The sequence below is a fragment of the Xenorhabdus sp. PB30.3 genome (assembly GCF_963895965.1).
In the GTDB taxonomy this organism is placed as follows: Bacteria; Pseudomonadota; Gammaproteobacteria; order Enterobacterales; family Enterobacteriaceae; genus Xenorhabdus; species Xenorhabdus stockiae.
In genome coordinates, this window is record NZ_CAWQMW010000130.1 from 1 (window position 1) to 19,209 (window position 19,209).

A 19,209-nucleotide genomic window follows, 5' to 3' on the forward strand; every position below is an offset into this window, starting at 1 on the left:
AATTAAGACTGTATATTTATATACTATTCGAGTTTTTCTTAACTGGAAAAAACATTATCGAAGTGTTAAAAGAGATCTATTTTTACTGTTCTGTTTTTCACTTCTGAGGTTAAAAACCTCCAATTGCCGTTAATTAATACAATTATCCAATACTATTATCCATGACAATGAAAACCATTCGCATTGCGACTCGCCAAAGCCCTCTGGCTATGTGGCAAGCTCGATATGTTCAAAAACAACTAAAACATTTTCATCCTGATTTGCAGGTTGAATTAATTCCTATGACCACCCGTGGAGATATCATTCTTGATACCCCTCTCGCCAAGGTTGGTGGCAAAGGGTTATTTGTAAAAGAGCTGGAACTGGCAATGCTTGAAAATCGTGCTGATATTGCCGTTCATTCCATGAAAGATGTCCCAGTCGAATTTCCTGATGGTTTGGGATTGGTCACAATCTGTGAAAGGGAAGATCCACGAGATGCTTTTGTTTCAGTAGAATACGCCTCGCTCGATGACCTCCCAACCGGCAGTATCGTCGGAACATCCAGTTTGCGCCGGCAGTGTCAGCTGCGCCAGCTTCGTCCTGACCTAGTGATCCGAGACTTACGTGGCAACGTTGGCACCCGTTTAAGCAAACTGGACAAGGGCGATTATGATGCCATTATCCTTGCGGCTGCCGGGCTGAAGAGATTAGGGCTGGAAGATCGCATCCGGATGCCACTCGCGCCGGAATTACTGCTTCCTGCTGTCGGGCAAGGTGCTGTTGGTATCGAGTGCCGTCTGGATGACATGCAGACCCGTGAGTTACTTGCGCCTTTAAATCATAAAAACACGGAAATTTGTGTCCTCGCTGAACGAGCCATGAATACCCGTCTGGAAGGGGGATGCCAGGTTCCTATTGGCAGTTATGCCATCTGGCAGGGCGATAATATCTGGCTACGAGCGCTTGTTGGCGCACCTGATGGTAGTAACATCATCCGGGGCGAAAGAACTATTTATAGTGAAAGAACGAACTGTAGTGAAAGAACGAGCTGTAGTAAAAGCACTATCAGCAGTGACAAAGCAATATCATCCGAAGAAGCTTGTCAGGCGGGTATTTCACTGGCCGAAGAATTATTGGAGAAAGGTGCCGGCCAGATTCTGGCTGACGTTTATCAGAGAGATCTACCTGCATGAGTATCTTAATCACCCGCCCTGCCCCCGCAGGAGAAGAATTGGTTAATCGGTTAAAAGCTGCTGGTAAAACGGCATTCAGTGCGCCACTTATTTCAATTTATCCGGGGGCGGATTTGCCAGTGCTGTCTCATAAACTGCAAAGGCTAACGGCAGGTGATTTTGTTTTTCTGCTATCCAAAAATGCCGTTCATTATGCCTGTGAGCAGCTTGTACAAGATAGCCTGTCATGGTCTGACAGACTATCTTATTATGGTATCGGTAAATCAACTTCCCTGTTTTTTCATCAAAAAACAGGGAAAAGCATTCTCTGGCCAGAGCAGGGAGAAACAAGTGAAGATTTACTGCAACTCCCCTCCTTGCAGCAGGTGGAGGATAAAAAAGTTTTATTACTCCGGGGTAATGGTGGCCGTGAAATGATTGCTTCAACCCTGCGGGCAAGAGGAGCAGAAGTCGACTACTGTGAATGCTATGCACGTCGAGCTGTCAAATATCATTCAGCTGAGTTCAGTCGTTACTGGCAGCAGTGTGGTATAAAAATCATCGTTGTTACCAGTGGCGAAATGTTACGACTGTTATATAACTTAGTTATTGAAGGTGATGGCGCTGAAGGTAACGCTAATGATAGTAGTAATAGCAAAGCGTGGTTATTAAATTGCCGACTGATTGTGGTCAGTGACCGCCTCGCCAGTATCGCCCGGACACTGGGCTGGCAAGTAATAAAAGTAGCCAAGAGTGCAGATAATGACGCCTTAATGCAGGCGCTGGAATAAACCAATATGGGATGTCCATTATGACGGAACAAAAGAAATCCACTGATGCGGTTGAGACACAACACCCTCAGCAGCCTGAAAAGGCTCCTCGCAAATCCAGAAGTTATGGATGGGTGGGCAGTACTCTCTCAATTGCCATCGCCTTGGCAGTAGGCGCCGGTGGGCTTTATCTTTATTATCACAATAAACAACAGAACGAGGCATTAAGAACTGCAAACCTCAATCTGCAAACTCAGGTTGCTTCCCTCATACAACAGCAATCTGTCGATAAGCAGGATGCTGATAGCAAAATTGAACAGTTAAAACAGGGCTTGCAGAAAGAAGGAACGAAAAACCAGCAACAAATCCAGCAAGTAGACAGCCGCATGGCAGAACTTCGGGATCGAGTTTCTGCCGTTACGAATTCTGACGTTGAGAACTGGCGTCTGGCACAGGCAAATTTTCTCGTGAAAATGGCCAGCCGCAAGATATGGGGTGATCAGGATATCGCCACCGCCATTGCACTGCTAAAAGATGCTGACAACAGTCTTGCGGATATGAATGACTCCAGCTTAATGCCAGCCCGTTCAGCGATTAAGACAGATATGGATACGCTGTCCAAAATTAAACAAGTCGATCTGGATGGTATCATTCTGACCCTGAATAACTTATCAAATCAGGTAGATAACTTACCTCTGGTTGATAAAGTAGAACAGGGAAAGCCTATGGATGAAGACGGTAAAGAGATCAGTGCTTCACTCTCTGACTGGCGTCAGAACCTGAGCAAAAGCTGGCACAGTTTTATGGATAACTTCATCACTATCAGACCGCGTGATGGCTCCAAAGAACCTTTATTAGCACCAAAGCAGGAAATCTACCTGCGAGAGAATATTCGCTCTAAACTGTTAATTGCAGCTCAAGCGGTCCCCCGCCGACAAATTGATACTTATCGGGACTCACTAGAATCTGTTTCAACCTGGGTGAACGCTTATTTTGATACCTCATTGCCAGACACAATTACCTTTCTGGAAGAAGTGAAAGCGCTGGAAAAACAGCCTCTTTCCATTGAAATGCCTGAACAATTAAGCAGCCAGCCCATTCTGGCCGATTTAGTACGTAAGCGTATCTATCAGCCGGCTTCTCAACCTCTGCCGGGACCCGAGCATCAGCCAAAGTCTGAAAATGCCCCAGCTCAGGCGGAAACACCTGTTCAGGAGGGTTGAAGATGCTGAAAATATTATTATTGTTTGTCATCCTTATTATCGGTGTTGTTCTTGGCCCTTTCCTGTCAGGGCATCAGGGATACGTTCTTATCCAGACCGACAATTACGATATCACTACCAGCGTGACCGGTTTAGTGATCATGTTCCTTCTGCTGCAATTCCTGCTGATTTTTATCGGCTGGTGCTACCGCAGATTAAAACGCACCAGCACTTTTACCCATAGCTGGATTTTTGGCGGCTATAAGCGTAAGCGTGCCCGTTTACAAACCAGACAAGCATTACTCAAGCTGGCTGAGGGGGACTTCAAACAGGTTGAACATTTAATGACACGTAATGCTGACCATGCGGAAGACCCTGTCGTTAACTACCTGCTTGCTGCGGAAGCGGCTCAGCAACGAGGGGATTATTTCCGCACCAATCAATATATCGAGCGCGCCGCCGAAGTTGCGGATAAAGACCAATTGCCTGTCGATATTACCCGCACACGTATCCAGTTAGCACAAGGGGAAACCCATGCAGCCCGTAATAGTGTAGATAAGTTACTGGATACAGCACCGAGACATCCGGAAGTGTTACGGCTGGCTGAACAGGCATATATGCGCTCAGGTGCCTACCAGTCGCTGATTGATATTTTACCTGCGATCAAGAAAGTGGGCCTGCATGACGAAGAGCAAATGACTCAATTGCATCAGCAAGCGTATATCGGGCTGATGAATCAGGTCATGGTAGAAAAAGGCAGTGCCGGATTAAAAGCATGGTGGAAAGATCAACACCGCAAGATCCGCAATGAAACAGCGCTACAGGTTGCGATAGCTGAACATCTGATCGAGTGTAATGATCATGAAACTGCACAGCGAATTATTCTCGACGGATTAAAGCAACAATATGATGACCGGCTGTTGCTGCTGCTTCCTCACTTAAAAGCGGGTAATTCCGAGGTCGTGCAAAAATCACTGTCACATTTACTGAAGCAACATGGTGAAACACCTCTGCTTAACAGTACATTGGGGCAAGTCGCATTACGTCACGGCGAGTGGGCAAAAGCAGAAACAGCATTTAAGGCAGCCCTTGCACAGCGTCCTGATGCCCATGATTACGCCTGGCTTGCTGATGCGCTGGATAGGCTGCATAAACGTGAAGAAGCCGCTCAAATACGTACTAAAGGCTTTATGCTGACACTGAAACGAGAAAGTACCCCGGAAGAAGCGTAACCTTTAGAAATTTGTCATGATTAACAATTAAGACAGGGATATCACCGTTAATCATGGCAAAAATGCTGAACAATATGCAGAAGAGAAAATAACAGGCAAAAAAAAACACCTGTCACGATAAAAGACAGGTGCATAAATACAATCAGGTCTACAGACGGATAGTGCCTCACTCAACGTTATGTCCGGTTCGTGATGAAAAGAAAATTGCTTACTCATCTATAACATGGACCATAGGCACCAGCATCAGCTCTACATCATCCCGAGGTTTATGAAGCTATGCTGTCATAAGGAGTGGGATGAGCATCTACGATTTTACTAATGCATTTTTCATGCCAGATTTCCTTCTCACCCAATTCTAGACGCATAAATAACTCTATGGTCTAAATCTAAAGTCTACTCGATGAAAAAACAGCATAAGAGATAAAATGAATAAGTTGGCTTTCTACAAAATACGCCAAATACCGTCTCTCATTTGAGACAACAATTCAGCATCTAAATTACACTCAAATATAATCAACAAGTTACACGTCTCCAATTAGAGACAGTAAAGGGTATCGTTTGTCGTTGAAATACAACACTGAGATTAAAACAATTTTAAAAACAAAAAGTTAATAAAATTGCAAACTAATAAAAACAATCTATTTCAAAATAATCGAGTATCAGAAAAGCAAAGGAGATTTAGGGAAAGGGAAATATTTTTTATTTTCTTTAAATACAATAAGAAAAGCCCTGCTTATAGCAGGGCTTTTCTTAAGAATCTGGTCGGCGAGAGAGGATTCGAACCTCCGACCCACTGGTCCCAAACCAGTTGCGCTACCAAGCTGCGCTACTCGCCGAAATATTTTTTTAAAGCTAAGATACTCATTTTCTTTTTTATGGTGCGAAGGGGGGGACTTGAACCCCCACGTCCGTTAGGACACTAACACCTGAAGCTAGCGCGTCTACCAATTCCGCCACCCTCGCAATGTCATAAAAAAGATGGGGTGGCTAACGAGACTCGAACTCGCGACGACTGGAATCACAATCCAGGGCTCTACCAACTGAGCTATAGCCACCATAACATATCTTTTATTACTGCTTACAACGCCGTACCACGATAACCCATTGTCACTGCTCTTGCACGCTTTAAATGGCGCGCCCGACAGGATTCGAACCTGAGACCTCTGCCTCCGGAGGGCAGCGCTCTATCCAGCTGAGCTACGGGCGCTTAACGCCGTTGCGGTGGAGGATAGTACGGATTTAATCTCCAACTGTCCAGTGCTTTTTTTAAAGAAATAGTGCGTTTGATTATGCTTTATTCATTTCGTTGATAAAGGCAGCACTTTCCCACCGCAAATTGTTTTTCAGATGAAAATTTACCCTACATTTTCTATCTGTTTTTGTTCCCGGATAAATTTTATTACCCAATAAATCAGTGACACAATCAGCAAGAAGGCACCACCAACCATGAGTGAAAAACGCGTATCCGGATTAATCGCCATCCCAATCAATACACAAGACAAGAAAATCAGTGTCAGGTAATTGATATAAGGGAAAAGTATCGATTTAAACGGGTGCTGTTTCAGGGCTTCCTGATGATGCTGACGGAAACGTAGCTGGCTCACCAGAATCACAAACCACGGTACCATTCCCGGCAGAACACTGGCGCTATAGACATACACAAAAACAGACTGTGGATTCGGGATCAAATAATTCAGGCTGGAACCGGCAATCAGGCAACCAATAGTGATTGCAACACATCTGACAGGTACACCATTTTTCGATAGTTTACGCAATGAAGCCGGCAACTGACGATTTTCAGCCAGTGCATATAGCATTCTACCTCCGCTGTACATGCCGCTGTTACATCCCGAAAGGGCCGCAGTCAGTACCACAAAGTTGATCACTGCCGCTGCTGAAGCAATACCAACTTTAGCAAAAGTCATGACGAACGGGCTGCCATGGCTGCCTATCTCAGTCCATGGAAACAGGGTTACAACAATGAAAATTGCCCCGACATAGAAAATCAGAATACGCCACAAAATATTGTTGATTGCTTTTTTCAGGGTAACCTGTGGGTTCTTGGCTTCACCAGCGGTGATACCAACCAACTCGACACCCTGATAAGATGCAACCACAATACACAATGCAAACAAAAATCCTTTCCAACCACCGGCAAAGAAACCACCATGAGCCGTCAGATTACCAAGGCCGATGGCTTGCCAGTCATTTCCTAATCCAAAAAATATCAGCCCGATACCGACTAAAATCATCACAATAATCGTGGTGACTTTGATCATTGCAAACCAGAATTCCAGCTCCCCATACAGCCGCACAGCCGCCAGATTAGCCAGTGCCACCAGACTAACCGCCACCAAAGCCGCTACCCATTGTGGTAAATCAGGGAACCAGAACTCAGCATAGACTCCCACAGCGGTAATTTCTGAAATCCCGACAGAAACCCACATGAACCAGTAACCCCAGGCGGTCAGGCATCCCCAGTAGGGGCTGAGGTATTTATGACCAAAAGCAGCAAATGAACCGGTAACAGGCTCAAGAAATAACATTTCGCCCATTGACCGCATAATGAAAAAGACAAAAAGACCGGCGATAATGTAAGCCAGTAAAACTGAGGGACCAGCCCATTTCAGGGTACTGGCAGAGCCCATGAACAGCCCGACACCGATTGTGCCACCTAACGCAATTAACTCAATATGTCGCGCTTCAAGTCCTCTTTGCAGCCCCTGCTCGGGCAGATCTTGTTTCGAATCACTCATAAAACTCCCTATCCATTTTTATGGTGTCTATATTTATTTGCAAACAGAAAAAATACAGGAATTAATAATCAATGGTTGTGAAGATAGTTGTAAAAAGGCAGGGATCAAAGCACGTTTTGCTTATCAGTGAAATAAAAAATTGTAAAATCGAGTCAACGAAGATAGTTAAATGAAGTGGACTAAGGTAAGGCCGCCCACTGCGCCATACGTAACGTTAAGACGGACACAGTGGGTTAACAGCAATTAAAATATCACCTACAGCTTGCCGCTGTAGTAATACCCCAAAAACTTCAACAGTTTGATTTGCCGGCGGATACGGCTAGGCTGCGACAACAGACGATAAAGCCATTCCAGACCTAAGTTCTGCCAGACTTTTGGCGCACGCTTCACATGCCCAGTGAAAACATCATACGTTCCTCCGACCCCCATATACAGTGAGCCAGAATGCACTTTTCGGCAGTCACGCATAAAAATTTCCTGCCTTGGCGAGCCCATTGCAACCGTAACAATCTTCGCACCGCTGGCACGGATACGTTCAAATACCACATCGCGCTCATCAGCGGTAAAATAACCATCCTGACTGCCTACAATATTGACGTCCCACTGTTTACGAAGTTTGTTTACTGTCTGCGCCAGAATTTCCGGTTTTCCTCCCACCAAAAAGACCGGAGTACCTTCACGTCCTGCGCGCTCCATCAGGGCTTCCCATAAATCCGCGCCCGCAATGCGTGACACCTGTGCATCCGGATATTTACGCCGAATGGCACGCACAATACTGATGCCATCTGCATAAAGATATTCCGCTTCATCCAGCAGCATACTCAGTGCATTGTCTTTCTCAGCAGTAAGCACTTTCTCTGCATTGATAGCCACCAGTGTCCCTGTCTTGATCTGCCCATCCTGAAAAAGATGATCGAGGAAATGTGACATTCCCTGAAATCCCCACAGCTCCAGACCACGGATACGATATTTACGAATATCATTCAGCGCCATTTTTGCTCCTTACATCCACCCGAGCAGGTGTTTCTGGTGATACAGACATATTGGTGATGACAAACTTCCGAACAAGCCCTGCACTATCGAACAGCCAGTACAGCAATTTTGCTACTATCAGGCACAGACCAAAGACAGCACCAAAGAACACAACACGAGAAACAAAAGAATCCATACCTTCACGGGCAAGGACTATCATGTTAAAAATCGCGCCAAAGCAGAATGCCTGTAAAATAGCTGCTTTATAACGGTTTTCTTCCTGTTTCCCGGCTTCATAAATCCAGTCAAACCACTTGATAATCATGCCAACAACAACTGCACCAAGCGGTATAAAAAACACGCCTCCCATAACGACCAACGAGCCTATCAGCGTCGGGGAAATCGCTAAACCAGAGTGGTTATTCAACACATCCCAGGTAAAATAATTAGCTGTGTTCCAGACCAGATTCGGCCTGTCCGGCCAGACCCAGCCCGGAATAAAAACATAGAAATCCCGGATAATCGGGGCTAATCCCTGAAAGTCAATTTTGCTGTAGTTATCCAGCAGCAAAGCCAGATTTTCCCACGGAGAAAAAGTATCACGGGTCAAATACAAGAAAGTATAAAACGCTTCTGCTCCGCTCACATCAAGGCTATAACGCTTCAGGGCCAGCCAGAACATACCGACAATCCCAATAACACCGGCCACAAGCAGCATCCACAATGTAATCCAGCCCCGGACAATACCGATGAACAGAAACAGTGCAAACGCAATAATGATATTGGCTCGTGTTCCTCCGACAATCACATAAGTCAGAATGCCGAACCCAACGGTTCCCACTAAAAATAACAGCCAACGCGTTTTGGTCGGTTTCAGGAAAAATACCACCAGCATGGCGGGGATAAAGAAGTAGAAAAAGCGTTTAAGCGCTACCCCGGAAACCTTACTGGAAAAGATCTGGCTGTACGACTGTAGCTTAAATAACAGAAAACCATTTTGCAGGAAGAAAGAGCCAACAGAGAAAATGGCTATACCCGCTAACAAAAACCACGCCAGATTAGTCTCCACTCGGTTCATGGTGAACAATGGCTTACGCGGAACAAGACCACTCGTTGCGTATTCCTTTCCCGATACCCGGTACCTGAGACGTACTTTATAACTGACATAATAAATGGCATAGAAACAAGTTGATGCCAATATTGCATACAGCAGTGAACTCACCGGTACAACCTGCACATCAAACTGGAAAACCAGTATGCTTGTCAGTGGGAAACCAAAATAAAAAGTCAGCAGATAAAGCAGTGAGAAAAAAATATTAAAATTAAAACGAACTCGCTGAAATTCTTGATACGTCAGTGTCAGAATAAAAATCAACGAGATTGCATAAACAACAAACAGCCCACCAAATTGCACCAACGTCATTGCAGCTCTCCAGATGCTTCCAGCAGGGCAATTTTCCACCCTTTGACAAAGTTAGGATCAAAAAAAGCGATTGCCTTCTTATCGAGAGACAGCATCTGACGCTGCGCTTCCTGCACCCAATGCTTATTCAGTTCATCACCATCAAACAGAACCGGTATTTGCTGTTCGGCTAAGTCCTGCCAGAATGGATTCTGGCGGCTCAGAACAAAAGGGATCCCCTGTTGAATCAGCAGGCAAAGCGTTCCTATTCCCTGCTGGCGCTGAAAAATAAAATAGCCCAAATCACATTGACGCAGTAATGATAAATAATCATCAAATGTCATTTTTTCTTTCAGTATTCGGATATTTTCAGCCCGGAATAACGATAATGCGGCCTGTTCTACATTCTGGATATAAGCCTGATTATTATCGGGATAACCCATTGGCAGGATAAGCCGGGTTTCTGAACCAAACTGACGATGAATTTTGTGTAGTGCTTCAATATGCCGATTAGATTGATCACCTGAATTTCCCAATAAAATGGTGATCCCTTCAGGTGAAAATAGTTTGTCTTTCACTGTCAGCGAAGGTGTCATGCGTGTTGGGAAATAGAGCAGTGAAGCCGGTACTCGCGGATGCGATTTCGCGAAATAGTTAAGATCTCCCCGTGTCGCAAATACTCGCCCAACCCGCTTCTGAGCCAGACGGCGCAATAGATAGAACACACGAAATTTAAGCTGGCGGGAATCCTCGTACAAATCAGCCCCCCACACATGCCACCAGAATTGATGACTTTTGATTTTTCCGGCTAATAAAGCCAGCCATAAGCCTGCATTGAACTGCCCATGAAAAAAGAAACGGTTAGCCCGCTCTTCCTGTGCCATTGCAATGACTGCCTGCGATAATACTGCTTTATTTTCATAAATTGTGATAGTTAAAGCAGGATAATTTTCGGCTATCCATAAAGGGTCTTGCCATGAAGCATCTTTAGCCACCACCATAAAACACGGCTTGGCTGAAGGCTTAGTTTCCGGTGCCAGTACGTCATTAAAAAAACGCAGTAACGTTTGATTGTGATGCGGGATATCCGATCCCAAAACGTGGATTAAGGTTGTCATGCTCGTCTGCAATAAATAATAAATACGCTACAACAAAGGCTAAAATAAACGACATAGGTCGCCATATAAGATTGTGCTGCCCCAAGCGCTCCATTTATCGGGATCAGCCAGTGAGAAAAGCCTGTCAGCAACAGAAACTGGCTGACTTCCGCCAATATATAAAAGCGTAAGGCGGCTTTTGCTATCACCAGATAGCCAAAAACATAGGCACAAACTTTCAGAACATCTCCCACCAGCTGCCATGCGAATAGATCCCGCATTGCGGTAAATTTATCTGAAAACAATAGCCAGATAACAAAGTCACGCAATAACCAGACGGAAAAACTGGCAGCAGCCACTGCGGGTAATACAAACTTTAACGCCTTTACGATCTCACTGGTGATCTTATTTTTACTTTCCAGTCGAGAAAGGGTCGGTAGCAAATAAACGGTGAAAGAGGCCGTGATAAATTGTAAATAAGCATCGGAAATACTGCTTACACCCTGCCAAATTCCCACTTCTTCCCAGCTATAACGCTCAGCCATTAAGTTCCGCATCATGATGTAAGCGACTGGCAGTGTAATGGAAGTCAGCAAAGCCATTAGCGTAAACTTCCCCAAATGGCTGGCAATGGCGCGATCCCATGTAGGTTTCAGTGCTGACAATGCTATCGTTTTGCGTTGCAGTAACATCATTCCTGCCGGCAAAACCACCAAAGCGGGCACTAAAGCCAGACCAGCCAGTGCACCTTCATAACCCCCCAGCCAATAACACAGGCCATAAGCAATCACCCCTGTCAGGCTGCCGAGTATAATCGCCAGTGCATTTCCCTGAGCATCGCGGAACCCTTTCAAAATAGCCAGAAAATAGTTGGCATAAGCGATTCCCATTTGAATAAATGCGAGCGCCTGCACAACAGTTTTGTAATGATTGTGACCAAACAGGCTAGTACTGATAGCTTCACTGAATAACAGGAACACTACCGCTAGCAGGGTAGAAAACCCCAGAATAATTGAGGATGACGTTCCCAGTACAGCCTTAAGCTTTTCCGGCTGAGAATGGTGCTCGGCTACATATTTGGTCACACCATTGAAAATCCCGGCACCAGACAATACTCCCAGAACAGTTATGAGCTGGCGGAAATTCCCCGCCTGCCCCACCCCTGCCGGGCCAAAGGAGACGGCCAGAAGTTTAACGACCAGTAACCCCACACCAATTTTGATTAGTGTGGAGCCAGCCGTCCAGACTGAGGCTTTGGCAAGTGACATATCAGGCAAAAAATTCCTTGATGCGACTGATGACAACCTGTTGTTCTTCATCAGTAATATTATAAAACATCGGTAAACGCACTAGGCGCTCACTTTCACAGGTAGTGAAGCGGTCTTCGCCATGAAAACGACCACATTTCTCACCAGCCGGACTGGTATGCAGTGCAACGTAATGGAATACCGTCAGGATATCCGCCTCTTTCATAAAACGATTAAATTCACTACGTTCTGCCACATCTTTCAGTTTGATATAAAACATGTGGGCATTGTGTCCCAGATTTTCTGGCACAACAGGCAAAGTCAGCAGCCCTTTATCAGCCAATGGTTTCAGCGCCTGATAATAGTTATTCCATAGCGTCAGGCGGCGATGATTAATTTTATCCGCGACTTCCAGTTGTGCCCACAGAAATGCCGCCTGTAAGTCAGAAAGCAGATAGCTGGAACCAATGTCACGCCAGGTATACTTGTCTACCTGCCCCCGGAAAAACTGAGCACGGTTAGTCCCTTTTTCACGGATAACTTCGGCACGGGCAAGCATGGATTGATCATTGATCAGGGTCGCTCCACCTTCGCCTCCAGCTGAGTAATTTTTAGTTTCATGAAAGCTGAAACAACCAATATGACCAATCGTCCCCAGCGCACGCCCTTTATAGGTTGACATAACGCCCTGTGCAGCATCTTCTACGACATACAGATTATACTTTTCTGCCAATGCCATAATGATATCCATTTCACAGGCTACCCCCGCATAATGCACTGGTACAATGGCGCGGGTTTTATCCGTGATGGCTGCTTCAATTTTGGTTTCATCAATGTTCATCGTATCCGGATGAATATCCACGAAAACAATGGTTGCTCCACGCAGAACAAAAGCATTGGAAGTCGAAACAAAAGTGTAGCTCGGCATGATGACTTCATCACCCGGCTGGATATTCAACAGTATTGCCGCCATTTCTAAGGAAGCAGTACAGGAAGGCGTTAACAACACCTTTGTTTTATGCAAAGCATCCGGACAACTAAAGCGTTTCTCCATCCACTCTTCACAACGTTTGGTAAAATCACCATCACCACACAATTTCCCACTGGCCATCGCCTGTTGCATATATTCCAGTTCAGTGCCGATAACCGGGGGTTTGTTAAATGGAATCATTTCGTCCTCTGTATAACCAATATGCAGTGCTTTCAATTGTTGCACCACTACGTGTATAAAGGCGCAAAGCCGTGATGTTGCTGATTTGCGTTGCAATTCTCAGGCATTGTATCTCATGGTTATGGCACCATTGTTGCGCCGCTGACATTAATTTTTTTCCGATCCCCTGCTGCAATTTGCCCGGCATTGCCGCCAGCAAACCTATCCGTGCTTCATGACTTCCTATCTTTCTCATGGTGACAAAACCAGCAGGATTGCCACACTCATCATTAACAAGCAGGCACTCATGGTCAAAGGTGCCCAAAACCGCCTTCTCAACCCATGCAGCATAAAAACGGCCACTATCATTCACCTGATACCAGGGTGTACGAAAGCGACTGGTTGAAAATACGCTGGCTGCCGCCGCTTTAAGTAACGGAATATCCTGTGAGGTCGCGGTTATTAATGCCTGATCCCTGCCTGCTTTTTCTGGGCTAATGGATAACCGTAAATCTGCTTCACCTTCCACCAGAGAAAAGCCCAGCGCTGATAATTGATCAATCAGATAAACCTGCTGAGCCGGTACTTTTGCCTGTACTAAGGCATATTCATCCAGTTTAGCCACAGTGACTGGCACAGCAGACGGTGAAGAGGCCGTTATGATATTCAGACGGGCAGTGGACAGACCAAAAAATTGGCTGTCCCATGCCAGAGGTTCAATATCAGCGTGAATACACATTGAGTAAATCCAGCAAATATTGGCCATAGCCTGTTTTAGTTAACTCTGCCGCAGAAGCTCTGACCTGCTCATCGCTCATCCAGCCATTACGCCATGCAATCTCTTCCAGACAGGCAATTTTGAAGCCCTGCCGTTTTTCGACAGTCTGCACAAACATACTGGCTTCAATCAGGCTGTCATGGGTACCGGTGTCCAGCCAGGCAAAACCACGCCCGAGTAATTCAACATTCAGCTCGCCACGTTCCAGATACATCTGATTAATGCTGGTAATTTCCAGCTCTCCACGGACAGAAGGTTTTACCCGCTTAGCGAAATCCACAACGTTGTTGTCATAAAAGTAAAGCCCGGTCACCGCCCAATTGGATTTTGGCTGTACTGGCTTCTCTTCAATAGAAAGAACGCGATATTGTTCGTCAAACTCCACAACACCGAACCGTTCAGGATCCATAACCTGATAGCCGAATACAGTAGCGCCATGACTACGGGCCGCAACACTTTGTAGCTTCGGACTGAATGCCTGACCAAAGTAAATATTGTCACCCAGCACCAGACAACAAGGATTATCCCCAATAAACTCTTCACCAATCAGGAATGCCTGTGCCAGACCATCCGGCGAAGGCTGTACTGCATAGCTCAGATGAATGCCAAAACGCTCACCATCACCCAGTAACCGTTTAAAGGAGGGTAAGTCTTCCTGCGTGGAAATAATCAGGATATCGCGTATCCCTGCCAGCATTAAGACTGACAACGGATAGTAGATCATTGGCTTGTCATAAATAGGCAATAACTGCTTTGAGACGCCGCGTGTTATTGGGTACAGGCGTGTGCCGGAGCCACCTGCCAGTATAATTCCTTTCATGTCATCCCCCTGATGGGTTTATTTATTTCCGCAATGATCAAACTGTCCATCATGTTCAGACAAGCCAAGGCGTTCTCCCGCATAAGAGCCATCCTGCACCCTGCACCACCAGTTTTCGTTTGCCAGATACCACTGCACTGTCTTACGAATACCGGATTCAAACGTTTCCTGTGGTTTCCAGCCTAATTCACGCTCAATTTTTGCAGCATCAATGGCATAACGCATATCATGCCCCGGGCGATCTGTAACGTAGGTAATCAGCTCTCGGTAATGCGCCACACCGGCTGGTTTTTCCGGCTTAAACTCTTCCAGCAACTCGCAAATCGTCTCGACCACATCAATATTACGGCGCTCGTTATGGCCGCCAATATTATATGTCTCACCCGGTACAGCCTGAGTCACTACCAGATGCAGTGCCCGTGCGTGATCTTCCACATACAGCCAGTCACGGATCTGTTTTCCCTCACCGTAGACAGGCAAAGGTTTACCCGCCAGTGCATTCAGGATCACCAGCGGGATCAGTTTTTCCGGGAAATGGTAAGGCCCATAGTTATTCGAGCAGTTCGTGATCACTGTCGGTAAACCATAAGTGCGTTGCCATGCCCTGACCAGATGATCGCTGGATGCCTTGGATGCTGAATAAGGGCTGCTCGGCGCATAAGGTGTCGTTTCTGTGAAAAATCCCTCTTCGCCATGCAGATCACCATAGACTTCATCCGTTGAAATATGGTGAAAACGGAATGTTGCCTGTTTTTCCTGATCTAACTGCTGCCAGAATGCACGAGCCGCTTCTAATAGGGTGTAAGTGCCAATGATATTGGTTTCAATGAATGCCGCTGGCCCATCAATGGAGCGATCAACATGGCTTTCCGCCGCCAGATGCATCACCGCATCAGGCTGATATTGCTGAAAAATACGTTCCAAAGCATCACGATGACAGATATCCGCCTGCTCAAACGCATAACGAGGATGATCAGCGACCGGTGCCAGTGACTCAAGATTGCCGGCATAAGTCAGGCTATCAACCACAACGACACTGTCTTCAGTGTGATTTATGATGTGGCGAACCACCGCAGAACCAATAAACCCTGCACCACCAGTAATTAGAATACGTTTCAACGCCAGACTCCTTTGCTATCTACAACCCATTTTTGTTTTATCTGACTGCCATTGATAGCCTTAAACTGGCTGTGATCTACCAGCATCAATACAACATCAGCCTCTTCCAGTGCCTGTTGTAGGCTGACCAGCTCCACCACACCTTCCAGTGAATGAGGCAGCTCGTGAATATTCGGTTCAACAGCCAGAGTAGAACCAGCATGCCACTGCGCAATCATTTTGGTGATATGAACTGCCGGACTTTCACGTAAATCATCAATGTTTGATTTAAATGCCAGACCAAAGCAGGCAATTTTAATTTCACTGGCTCGCTTGTCGCTTTCGGCCAGACAATCCGCGACTGCGGCTTTCACCTGATCAACCACCCAAAGTGGTTTGTCGTCGTTAACAAGGCGGGCGGTACGGATCAGGCGAGACTGTGTAGGATTTTGTGACACAATAAACCACGGATCGACTGCAATGCAGTGCCCGCCGACTCCTGGTCCCGGTTGCAGGATATTAACCCGAGGATGTCGGTTTGCCAGACGAATTAATTCCCAGACATTAATTTCCTGTTCAGCACAGATAAGCGAGAGTTCATTGGCAAAGGCAATGTTAACATCCCGGAAGCTGTTCTCAGTCAGCTTACACATTTCTGCCGTTCTGGCGTTGGTGACAACACATTCACCTTCAAGGAAAATTTTATACAGCTCACTTGCTCTGGAAGACGATTTTGGGGTCATTCCTCCTACAACACGGTCGTTTTTGATTAGCTCCACCATGACCTGACCCGGTAATACCCGTTCAGGGCAATAAGCGATATCAATATCTGAATTTTCCCCTGCCTGTTGCGGAAAGGAGAGATCCGGTCGGGCTTCTGCCAGCCTCTCGGCCATTTGTTCCGTTGCACCGACTGGCGATGTTGATTCCAGAATAATCAGATCGCCTTTTTTCAAAACAGGTGCAATGGATTCTGCTGCTGAATAAACATAAGCCATATCAGGCTCATGATCGCCCTTAAAAGGCGTAGGAACCGCAATCAGAAATGCATCCGCTGGCTGAGGCGAAGTTACCGCTCTCAGATAACCACCTTCAACAGCTGTTTTTACAACTTGATCCAAATCAGGCTCAACAATGTGAATCTCTCCACGATTAATCGTCTCCACTGCATGCTGGTTAACATCAACACCAATAACCGTTTTCTGGCAGGAAGCAAATGCTGCCGCAGTAGGTAAACCGATATAACCAAGACCGATCACAGAAATTGTTTCAAAACTCATAATGTCACCTGATTTTTCTTCAATATTTCCAGAATTTTCTGGCAAGCCTTGCCATCCCCGTAAGGATTATGGGCCCGGCTCATTTGTTGATAAGCGGAGTCATCCGTCAATAAACGCGTGACTTCATCAACAATAGTTTGGGTTTTTGTTCCTACCAGCCGCACAGTACCCGCATCAGCCGCTTCCGGCCGCTCTGTGGTATTACGCATAACCAAAACGGGCTTACCGAGTGAGGGAGCTTCCTCCTGAATTCCGCCTGAATCAGTCAGGATCAAATAGGCATGATCCATCAGATAAACAAAGGGCAGATAATCCTGTGGACTGATAAGAATAATATTATCAATACCATGCAAAATACGTTTTACCGGTTCGCATACATTGGGATTCAGGTGTACAGGATAAACAACCTGCACATCTGGGTGCATTCTGGCGATTTGCGCCAGTGCTTCACAGATTCGCTCAAAACCACCACCAAAATTCTCTCGGCGATGGCCTGTTACCAAAATCATCTTTTTAGCAGGATCAATAAAAGGGTAAAGCTCGGCAAGCTGCCCCCTTAATATGTCATCATGCATAATGCGATCACGCACCCAGAGCAAAGCATCAATAACGGTATTTCCCGTAACGAAAACAGCCTTGTCTGCAATAGATTCCTGTAAGAGATTACTGCGGGAGTTTTCTGTCGGAGCAAAATGATACGTTGCCAGATGACCTGCAATTTTACGGTTGGCCTCTTCCGGCCATGGAGAGTAAAGATCGCCTGTTCTCAGCCCTGCCTCAACATGCCCTACCGGTATTCTCTGATAAAAAGCGGCCAGACTGGTCGCCATTGTGGTAGTGGTATCACCGTGTACCAGTACTACATCTGGCCTGAATTCATTTAATACCGGCTTTATGGATTCAAGTATCCGGCAGGTAATATCCGTCAGATCCTGCCCTTTCTTCATAATATTGAGATCAAAATCCGGCTTGATCCCAAATAAGTTCAGTACCTGATCCAACATTTCCCTATGCTGTGCGGTCACACAAACTTTTGCCTCAAAATCACTATCCTCGGCTAAAGCGTGTACCAGCGGCGCCATTTTGATGGCTTCCGGGCGAGTACCAAACACAGTCAACACTTTCACAGTGGCTCTCTTATTTTGTTAATCATTGCTGGGTAGTTCCACAAAGGAATATAAAATTATGTGCGTGAACGCCTCGCTAATGCGACTCCGGCACCAACCAACAGACCTACAGCTCCCCACAAAATCATCATAAATACACGGCGAGGGCTGTCTCTATTAACGGGTTCTTCTGGCGTTCTAAGATAACGGTAGGTCTGAAAAGTGTTCTGTAAAGTGGGGCCGACACTGAGTGTCGACAGCATCGCTATATTTTGATCATAATCGATACTGTAATTAGGGCCTGTAGCCTCCAGTGTTTCAAGCTGAGCCTGTAGTAATGGGACTCCCAGCATAAACATTTTGGATTCAGGTAATTCACTGATAGGGATGTTTGTCTGGTTACGCTGAATACCCTGTTTTTCAGCAACTTTTAATGATTGCTGCAATACGTTCAACTCACGGTTATACATGGCCTTAGCGACGAGTTCCTGCCGTTTGACCAGCGCTTTCATTGACTGAGTCCGTGTTGCCCACGCGCCTTTTATTTCGTCATTCAGATGAGTACTCGCACGCTGGTTAGCAAAAGCAATGTACTCCCGCAAAAGCCGGTTAGCATCAGCGGCTGTTTCTGCCGTCAGTTTGATACTTTCATTCTGGGCATTTTTTTCACCGCGACGTGTTACCTGAATATTGTTGATTAATTCTTCCAGTAACACTGCATCAGCTTTGCTCTTACCGTCATGACGCTGTTTGTAATAATTAGAGTGCAGCCAGAATTCACGACGAGTATCATAAGCTTCAGCCTGTATCATGAACTCTTTGTAAGCCCCATCGGGAATGGTCGGCAGTTGGGCTTCCGGTGAAGCATTAATATGCGTATCCAGATTACGCAAAAATTGCTGTTGTGAGTAATAACTCCCCAGATTATTAGTTGTCGGTAAATCCACAATAGCGGTTGCGCTCCATTTTTGCTGCATCAGATACGATGCAGCCAGAGCAACAGCAGCGAAAATTATTGCCAGTGCGATAATCCATATCTTTCCACGCCACAGAGCACAACATAGCGCACGAATATCCAGTTCATGCTCTGTAACCGTTTGATCCTGATTAGATTTCGTTTCTGAGTTTTCCACTGCGCAAAACCT

The 19,209-nt window shown here is 45.9% G+C and carries 16 protein-coding genes and 4 tRNA genes; 4 read left to right on the plus strand and 16 right to left on the minus strand.

Features of this window, described 5'->3' with window-relative positions; translation table 11 throughout:
* Nucleotides 1-161: 161 nt before the first annotated feature.
* Genes hemC through hemY form a run of 4 tightly spaced genes read left to right on the plus strand, consistent with a single transcriptional unit; the run spans nt 162 to nt 4,358 of the window.
* Entirely contained in the window at nt 162-1,175 is a 1,014-nt protein-coding gene (gene hemC, locus AACX38_RS11190; protein WP_099119950.1) for a hydroxymethylbilane synthase, read from the plus strand.
* Entirely contained in the window at nt 1,172-1,945 is a 774-nt protein-coding gene (gene hemD / locus AACX38_RS11195) for a uroporphyrinogen-III synthase (protein ID WP_228864317.1), read from the plus strand. Before hemC ends, hemD begins: the two co-directional genes overlap by 4 nt.
* A 20-nt stretch (nt 1,946-1,965) precedes the next feature.
* Nucleotides 1,966-3,147 carry a uroporphyrinogen-III C-methyltransferase gene (hemX, locus tag AACX38_RS11200; protein ID WP_228864318.1) on the plus strand — a complete coding sequence of 394 codons (1,182 nt, stop codon included), beginning with the start codon at nt 1,966-1,968 and terminating at the stop codon, nt 3,145-3,147.
* A 2-nt stretch (nt 3,148-3,149) separates the two neighbouring features.
* Complete coding sequence (gene hemY / locus AACX38_RS11205) at nt 3,150-4,358, plus strand: protoheme IX biogenesis protein HemY (protein WP_228864319.1); 1,209 nt, start codon at nt 3,150-3,152, stop codon at nt 4,356-4,358.
* Between the two features lie 759 nt (nt 4,359-5,117).
* On the opposite strand, the gene AACX38_RS11210 is transcribed toward hemY, so the two are convergent.
* The 16 genes from AACX38_RS11210 to wzzE all read right to left on the minus strand — a co-directional run bounded on the left by AACX38_RS11210 (nt 5,118) and on the right by wzzE (nt 19,197).
* Nucleotides 5,118-5,194: transfer RNA gene (locus AACX38_RS11210), tRNA-Pro, on the minus strand.
* Nucleotides 5,195-5,234: 40 nt separating this feature from the next.
* Nucleotides 5,235-5,321: transfer RNA gene (locus AACX38_RS11215), tRNA-Leu, on the minus strand.
* A 16-nt stretch (nt 5,322-5,337) separates the two neighbouring features.
* Nucleotides 5,338-5,413 (minus strand) — tRNA-His (locus AACX38_RS11220).
* A gap of 75 nt (nt 5,414-5,488) precedes the next feature.
* Nucleotides 5,489-5,565, minus strand: a tRNA-Arg gene (locus tag AACX38_RS11225).
* A gap of 148 nt (nt 5,566-5,713) precedes the next feature.
* On the minus strand, nt 5,714-7,114 hold the full coding sequence (gene thrP / locus AACX38_RS11230) for a bifunctional threonine/serine APC transporter ThrP (protein ID WP_228864320.1): 1,401 nt from the start codon (nt 7,112-7,114) through the stop codon (nt 5,714-5,716).
* A gap of 255 nt (nt 7,115-7,369) precedes the next feature.
* Nucleotides 7,370-8,107, minus strand: a complete 738-nt coding sequence (gene wecG / locus AACX38_RS11235; protein WP_228864321.1) for a lipopolysaccharide N-acetylmannosaminouronosyltransferase — start codon at nt 8,105-8,107, stop codon at nt 7,370-7,372.
* Entirely contained in the window at nt 8,094-9,509 is a 1,416-nt protein-coding gene (wzyE, locus tag AACX38_RS11240) for an ECA oligosaccharide polymerase (RefSeq protein ID WP_228864322.1), read from the minus strand. Before wzyE ends, wecG begins: the two co-directional genes overlap by 14 nt.
* Nucleotides 9,506-10,606 carry a TDP-N-acetylfucosamine:lipid II N-acetylfucosaminyltransferase gene (locus AACX38_RS11245; RefSeq protein WP_228864323.1) on the minus strand — a complete coding sequence of 367 codons (1,101 nt, stop codon included), beginning with the start codon at nt 10,604-10,606 and terminating at the stop codon, nt 9,506-9,508. Before AACX38_RS11245 ends, wzyE begins: the two co-directional genes overlap by 4 nt.
* Nucleotides 10,603-11,853 (minus strand): lipid III flippase WzxE, encoded by a 1,251-nt coding sequence (gene wzxE / locus AACX38_RS11250; RefSeq protein WP_228864324.1) that lies wholly within the window; start codon nt 11,851-11,853, stop codon nt 10,603-10,605. Before wzxE ends, AACX38_RS11245 begins: the two co-directional genes overlap by 4 nt.
* Nucleotide 11,854: 1 nt before the next feature.
* A complete protein-coding gene (rffA, locus tag AACX38_RS11255) occupies nt 11,855-13,003 on the minus strand; it encodes a dTDP-4-amino-4,6-dideoxygalactose transaminase (protein ID WP_228864325.1) in 1,149 nt (382 codons plus the stop codon).
* Nucleotides 12,990-13,721 (minus strand): dTDP-4-amino-4,6-dideoxy-D-galactose acyltransferase, encoded by a 732-nt coding sequence (gene rffC / locus AACX38_RS11260; protein ID WP_228864326.1) that lies wholly within the window; start codon nt 13,719-13,721, stop codon nt 12,990-12,992. The genes rffA and rffC overlap by 14 nt, the downstream gene beginning before the upstream one ends.
* Nucleotides 13,705-14,580 (minus strand): glucose-1-phosphate thymidylyltransferase RfbA, encoded by an 876-nt coding sequence (rfbA, locus tag AACX38_RS11265; protein ID WP_228864327.1) that lies wholly within the window; start codon nt 14,578-14,580, stop codon nt 13,705-13,707. The genes rffC and rfbA overlap by 17 nt, the downstream gene beginning before the upstream one ends.
* Nucleotides 14,581-14,598: 18 nt before the next feature.
* The gene (gene rffG, locus AACX38_RS11270) at nt 14,599-15,699 is read right to left on the minus strand and encodes a dTDP-glucose 4,6-dehydratase (protein ID WP_228864328.1); all 1,101 of its coding nucleotides are present in this window, start codon (nt 15,697-15,699) and stop codon (nt 14,599-14,601) included.
* Nucleotides 15,696-16,958, minus strand: coding sequence for a UDP-N-acetyl-D-mannosamine dehydrogenase (gene wecC / locus AACX38_RS11275; protein ID WP_228864329.1), 1,263 nt, complete (start codon nt 16,956-16,958; stop codon nt 15,696-15,698). The genes rffG and wecC overlap by 4 nt, the downstream gene beginning before the upstream one ends.
* Nucleotides 16,955-18,085, minus strand: coding sequence for a non-hydrolyzing UDP-N-acetylglucosamine 2-epimerase (gene wecB, locus AACX38_RS11280; RefSeq protein ID WP_228864330.1), 1,131 nt, complete (start codon nt 18,083-18,085; stop codon nt 16,955-16,957). Before wecB ends, wecC begins: the two co-directional genes overlap by 4 nt.
* Before the next feature lie 56 nt (nt 18,086-18,141).
* The gene (wzzE, locus tag AACX38_RS11285; protein WP_228864331.1) at nt 18,142-19,197 is read right to left on the minus strand and encodes an ECA polysaccharide chain length modulation protein; all 1,056 of its coding nucleotides are present in this window, start codon (nt 19,195-19,197) and stop codon (nt 18,142-18,144) included.
* Between the last annotated feature and the right edge of the window lie 12 nt (nt 19,198-19,209).

Bases quoted from the DNA above. Each gene is read 5' to 3' on its own strand.
- wecC (WP_228864329.1), bottom strand. From the start codon at position 16,958: ATGAGTTTTGAAACAATTTCTGTGATCGGTCTTGGTTATATCGGTTTA.
- wzxE (WP_228864324.1), bottom strand. From the start codon at position 11,853: ATGTCACTTGCCAAAGCCTCAGTCTGGACGGCTGGCTCCACACTAATC.
- hemY (WP_228864319.1), top strand. From the start codon at position 3,150: ATGCTGAAAATATTATTATTGTTTGTCATCCTTATTATCGGTGTTGTT.
- rfbA (WP_228864327.1), bottom strand. From the start codon at position 14,580: ATGAAAGGAATTATACTGGCAGGTGGCTCCGGCACACGCCTGTACCCA.
- wecG (WP_228864321.1), bottom strand. From the start codon at position 8,107: ATGGCGCTGAATGATATTCGTAAATATCGTATCCGTGGTCTGGAGCTG.
- hemD (WP_228864317.1), top strand. From the start codon at position 1,172: ATGAGTATCTTAATCACCCGCCCTGCCCCCGCAGGAGAAGAATTGGTT.
- rffA (WP_228864325.1), bottom strand. From the start codon at position 13,003: ATGATTCCATTTAACAAACCCCCGGTTATCGGCACTGAACTGGAATAT.
- thrP (WP_228864320.1), bottom strand. From the start codon at position 7,114: ATGAGTGATTCGAAACAAGATCTGCCCGAGCAGGGGCTGCAAAGAGGA.
- hemC (WP_099119950.1), top strand. From the start codon at position 162: ATGACAATGAAAACCATTCGCATTGCGACTCGCCAAAGCCCTCTGGCT.
- AACX38_RS11245 (WP_228864323.1), bottom strand. From the start codon at position 10,606: ATGACAACCTTAATCCACGTTTTGGGATCGGATATCCCGCATCACAAT.
- wzyE (WP_228864322.1), bottom strand. From the start codon at position 9,509: ATGACGTTGGTGCAATTTGGTGGGCTGTTTGTTGTTTATGCAATCTCG.
- hemX (WP_228864318.1), top strand. From the start codon at position 1,966: ATGACGGAACAAAAGAAATCCACTGATGCGGTTGAGACACAACACCCT.
- rffC (WP_228864326.1), bottom strand. From the start codon at position 13,721: ATGTGTATTCACGCTGATATTGAACCTCTGGCATGGGACAGCCAATTT.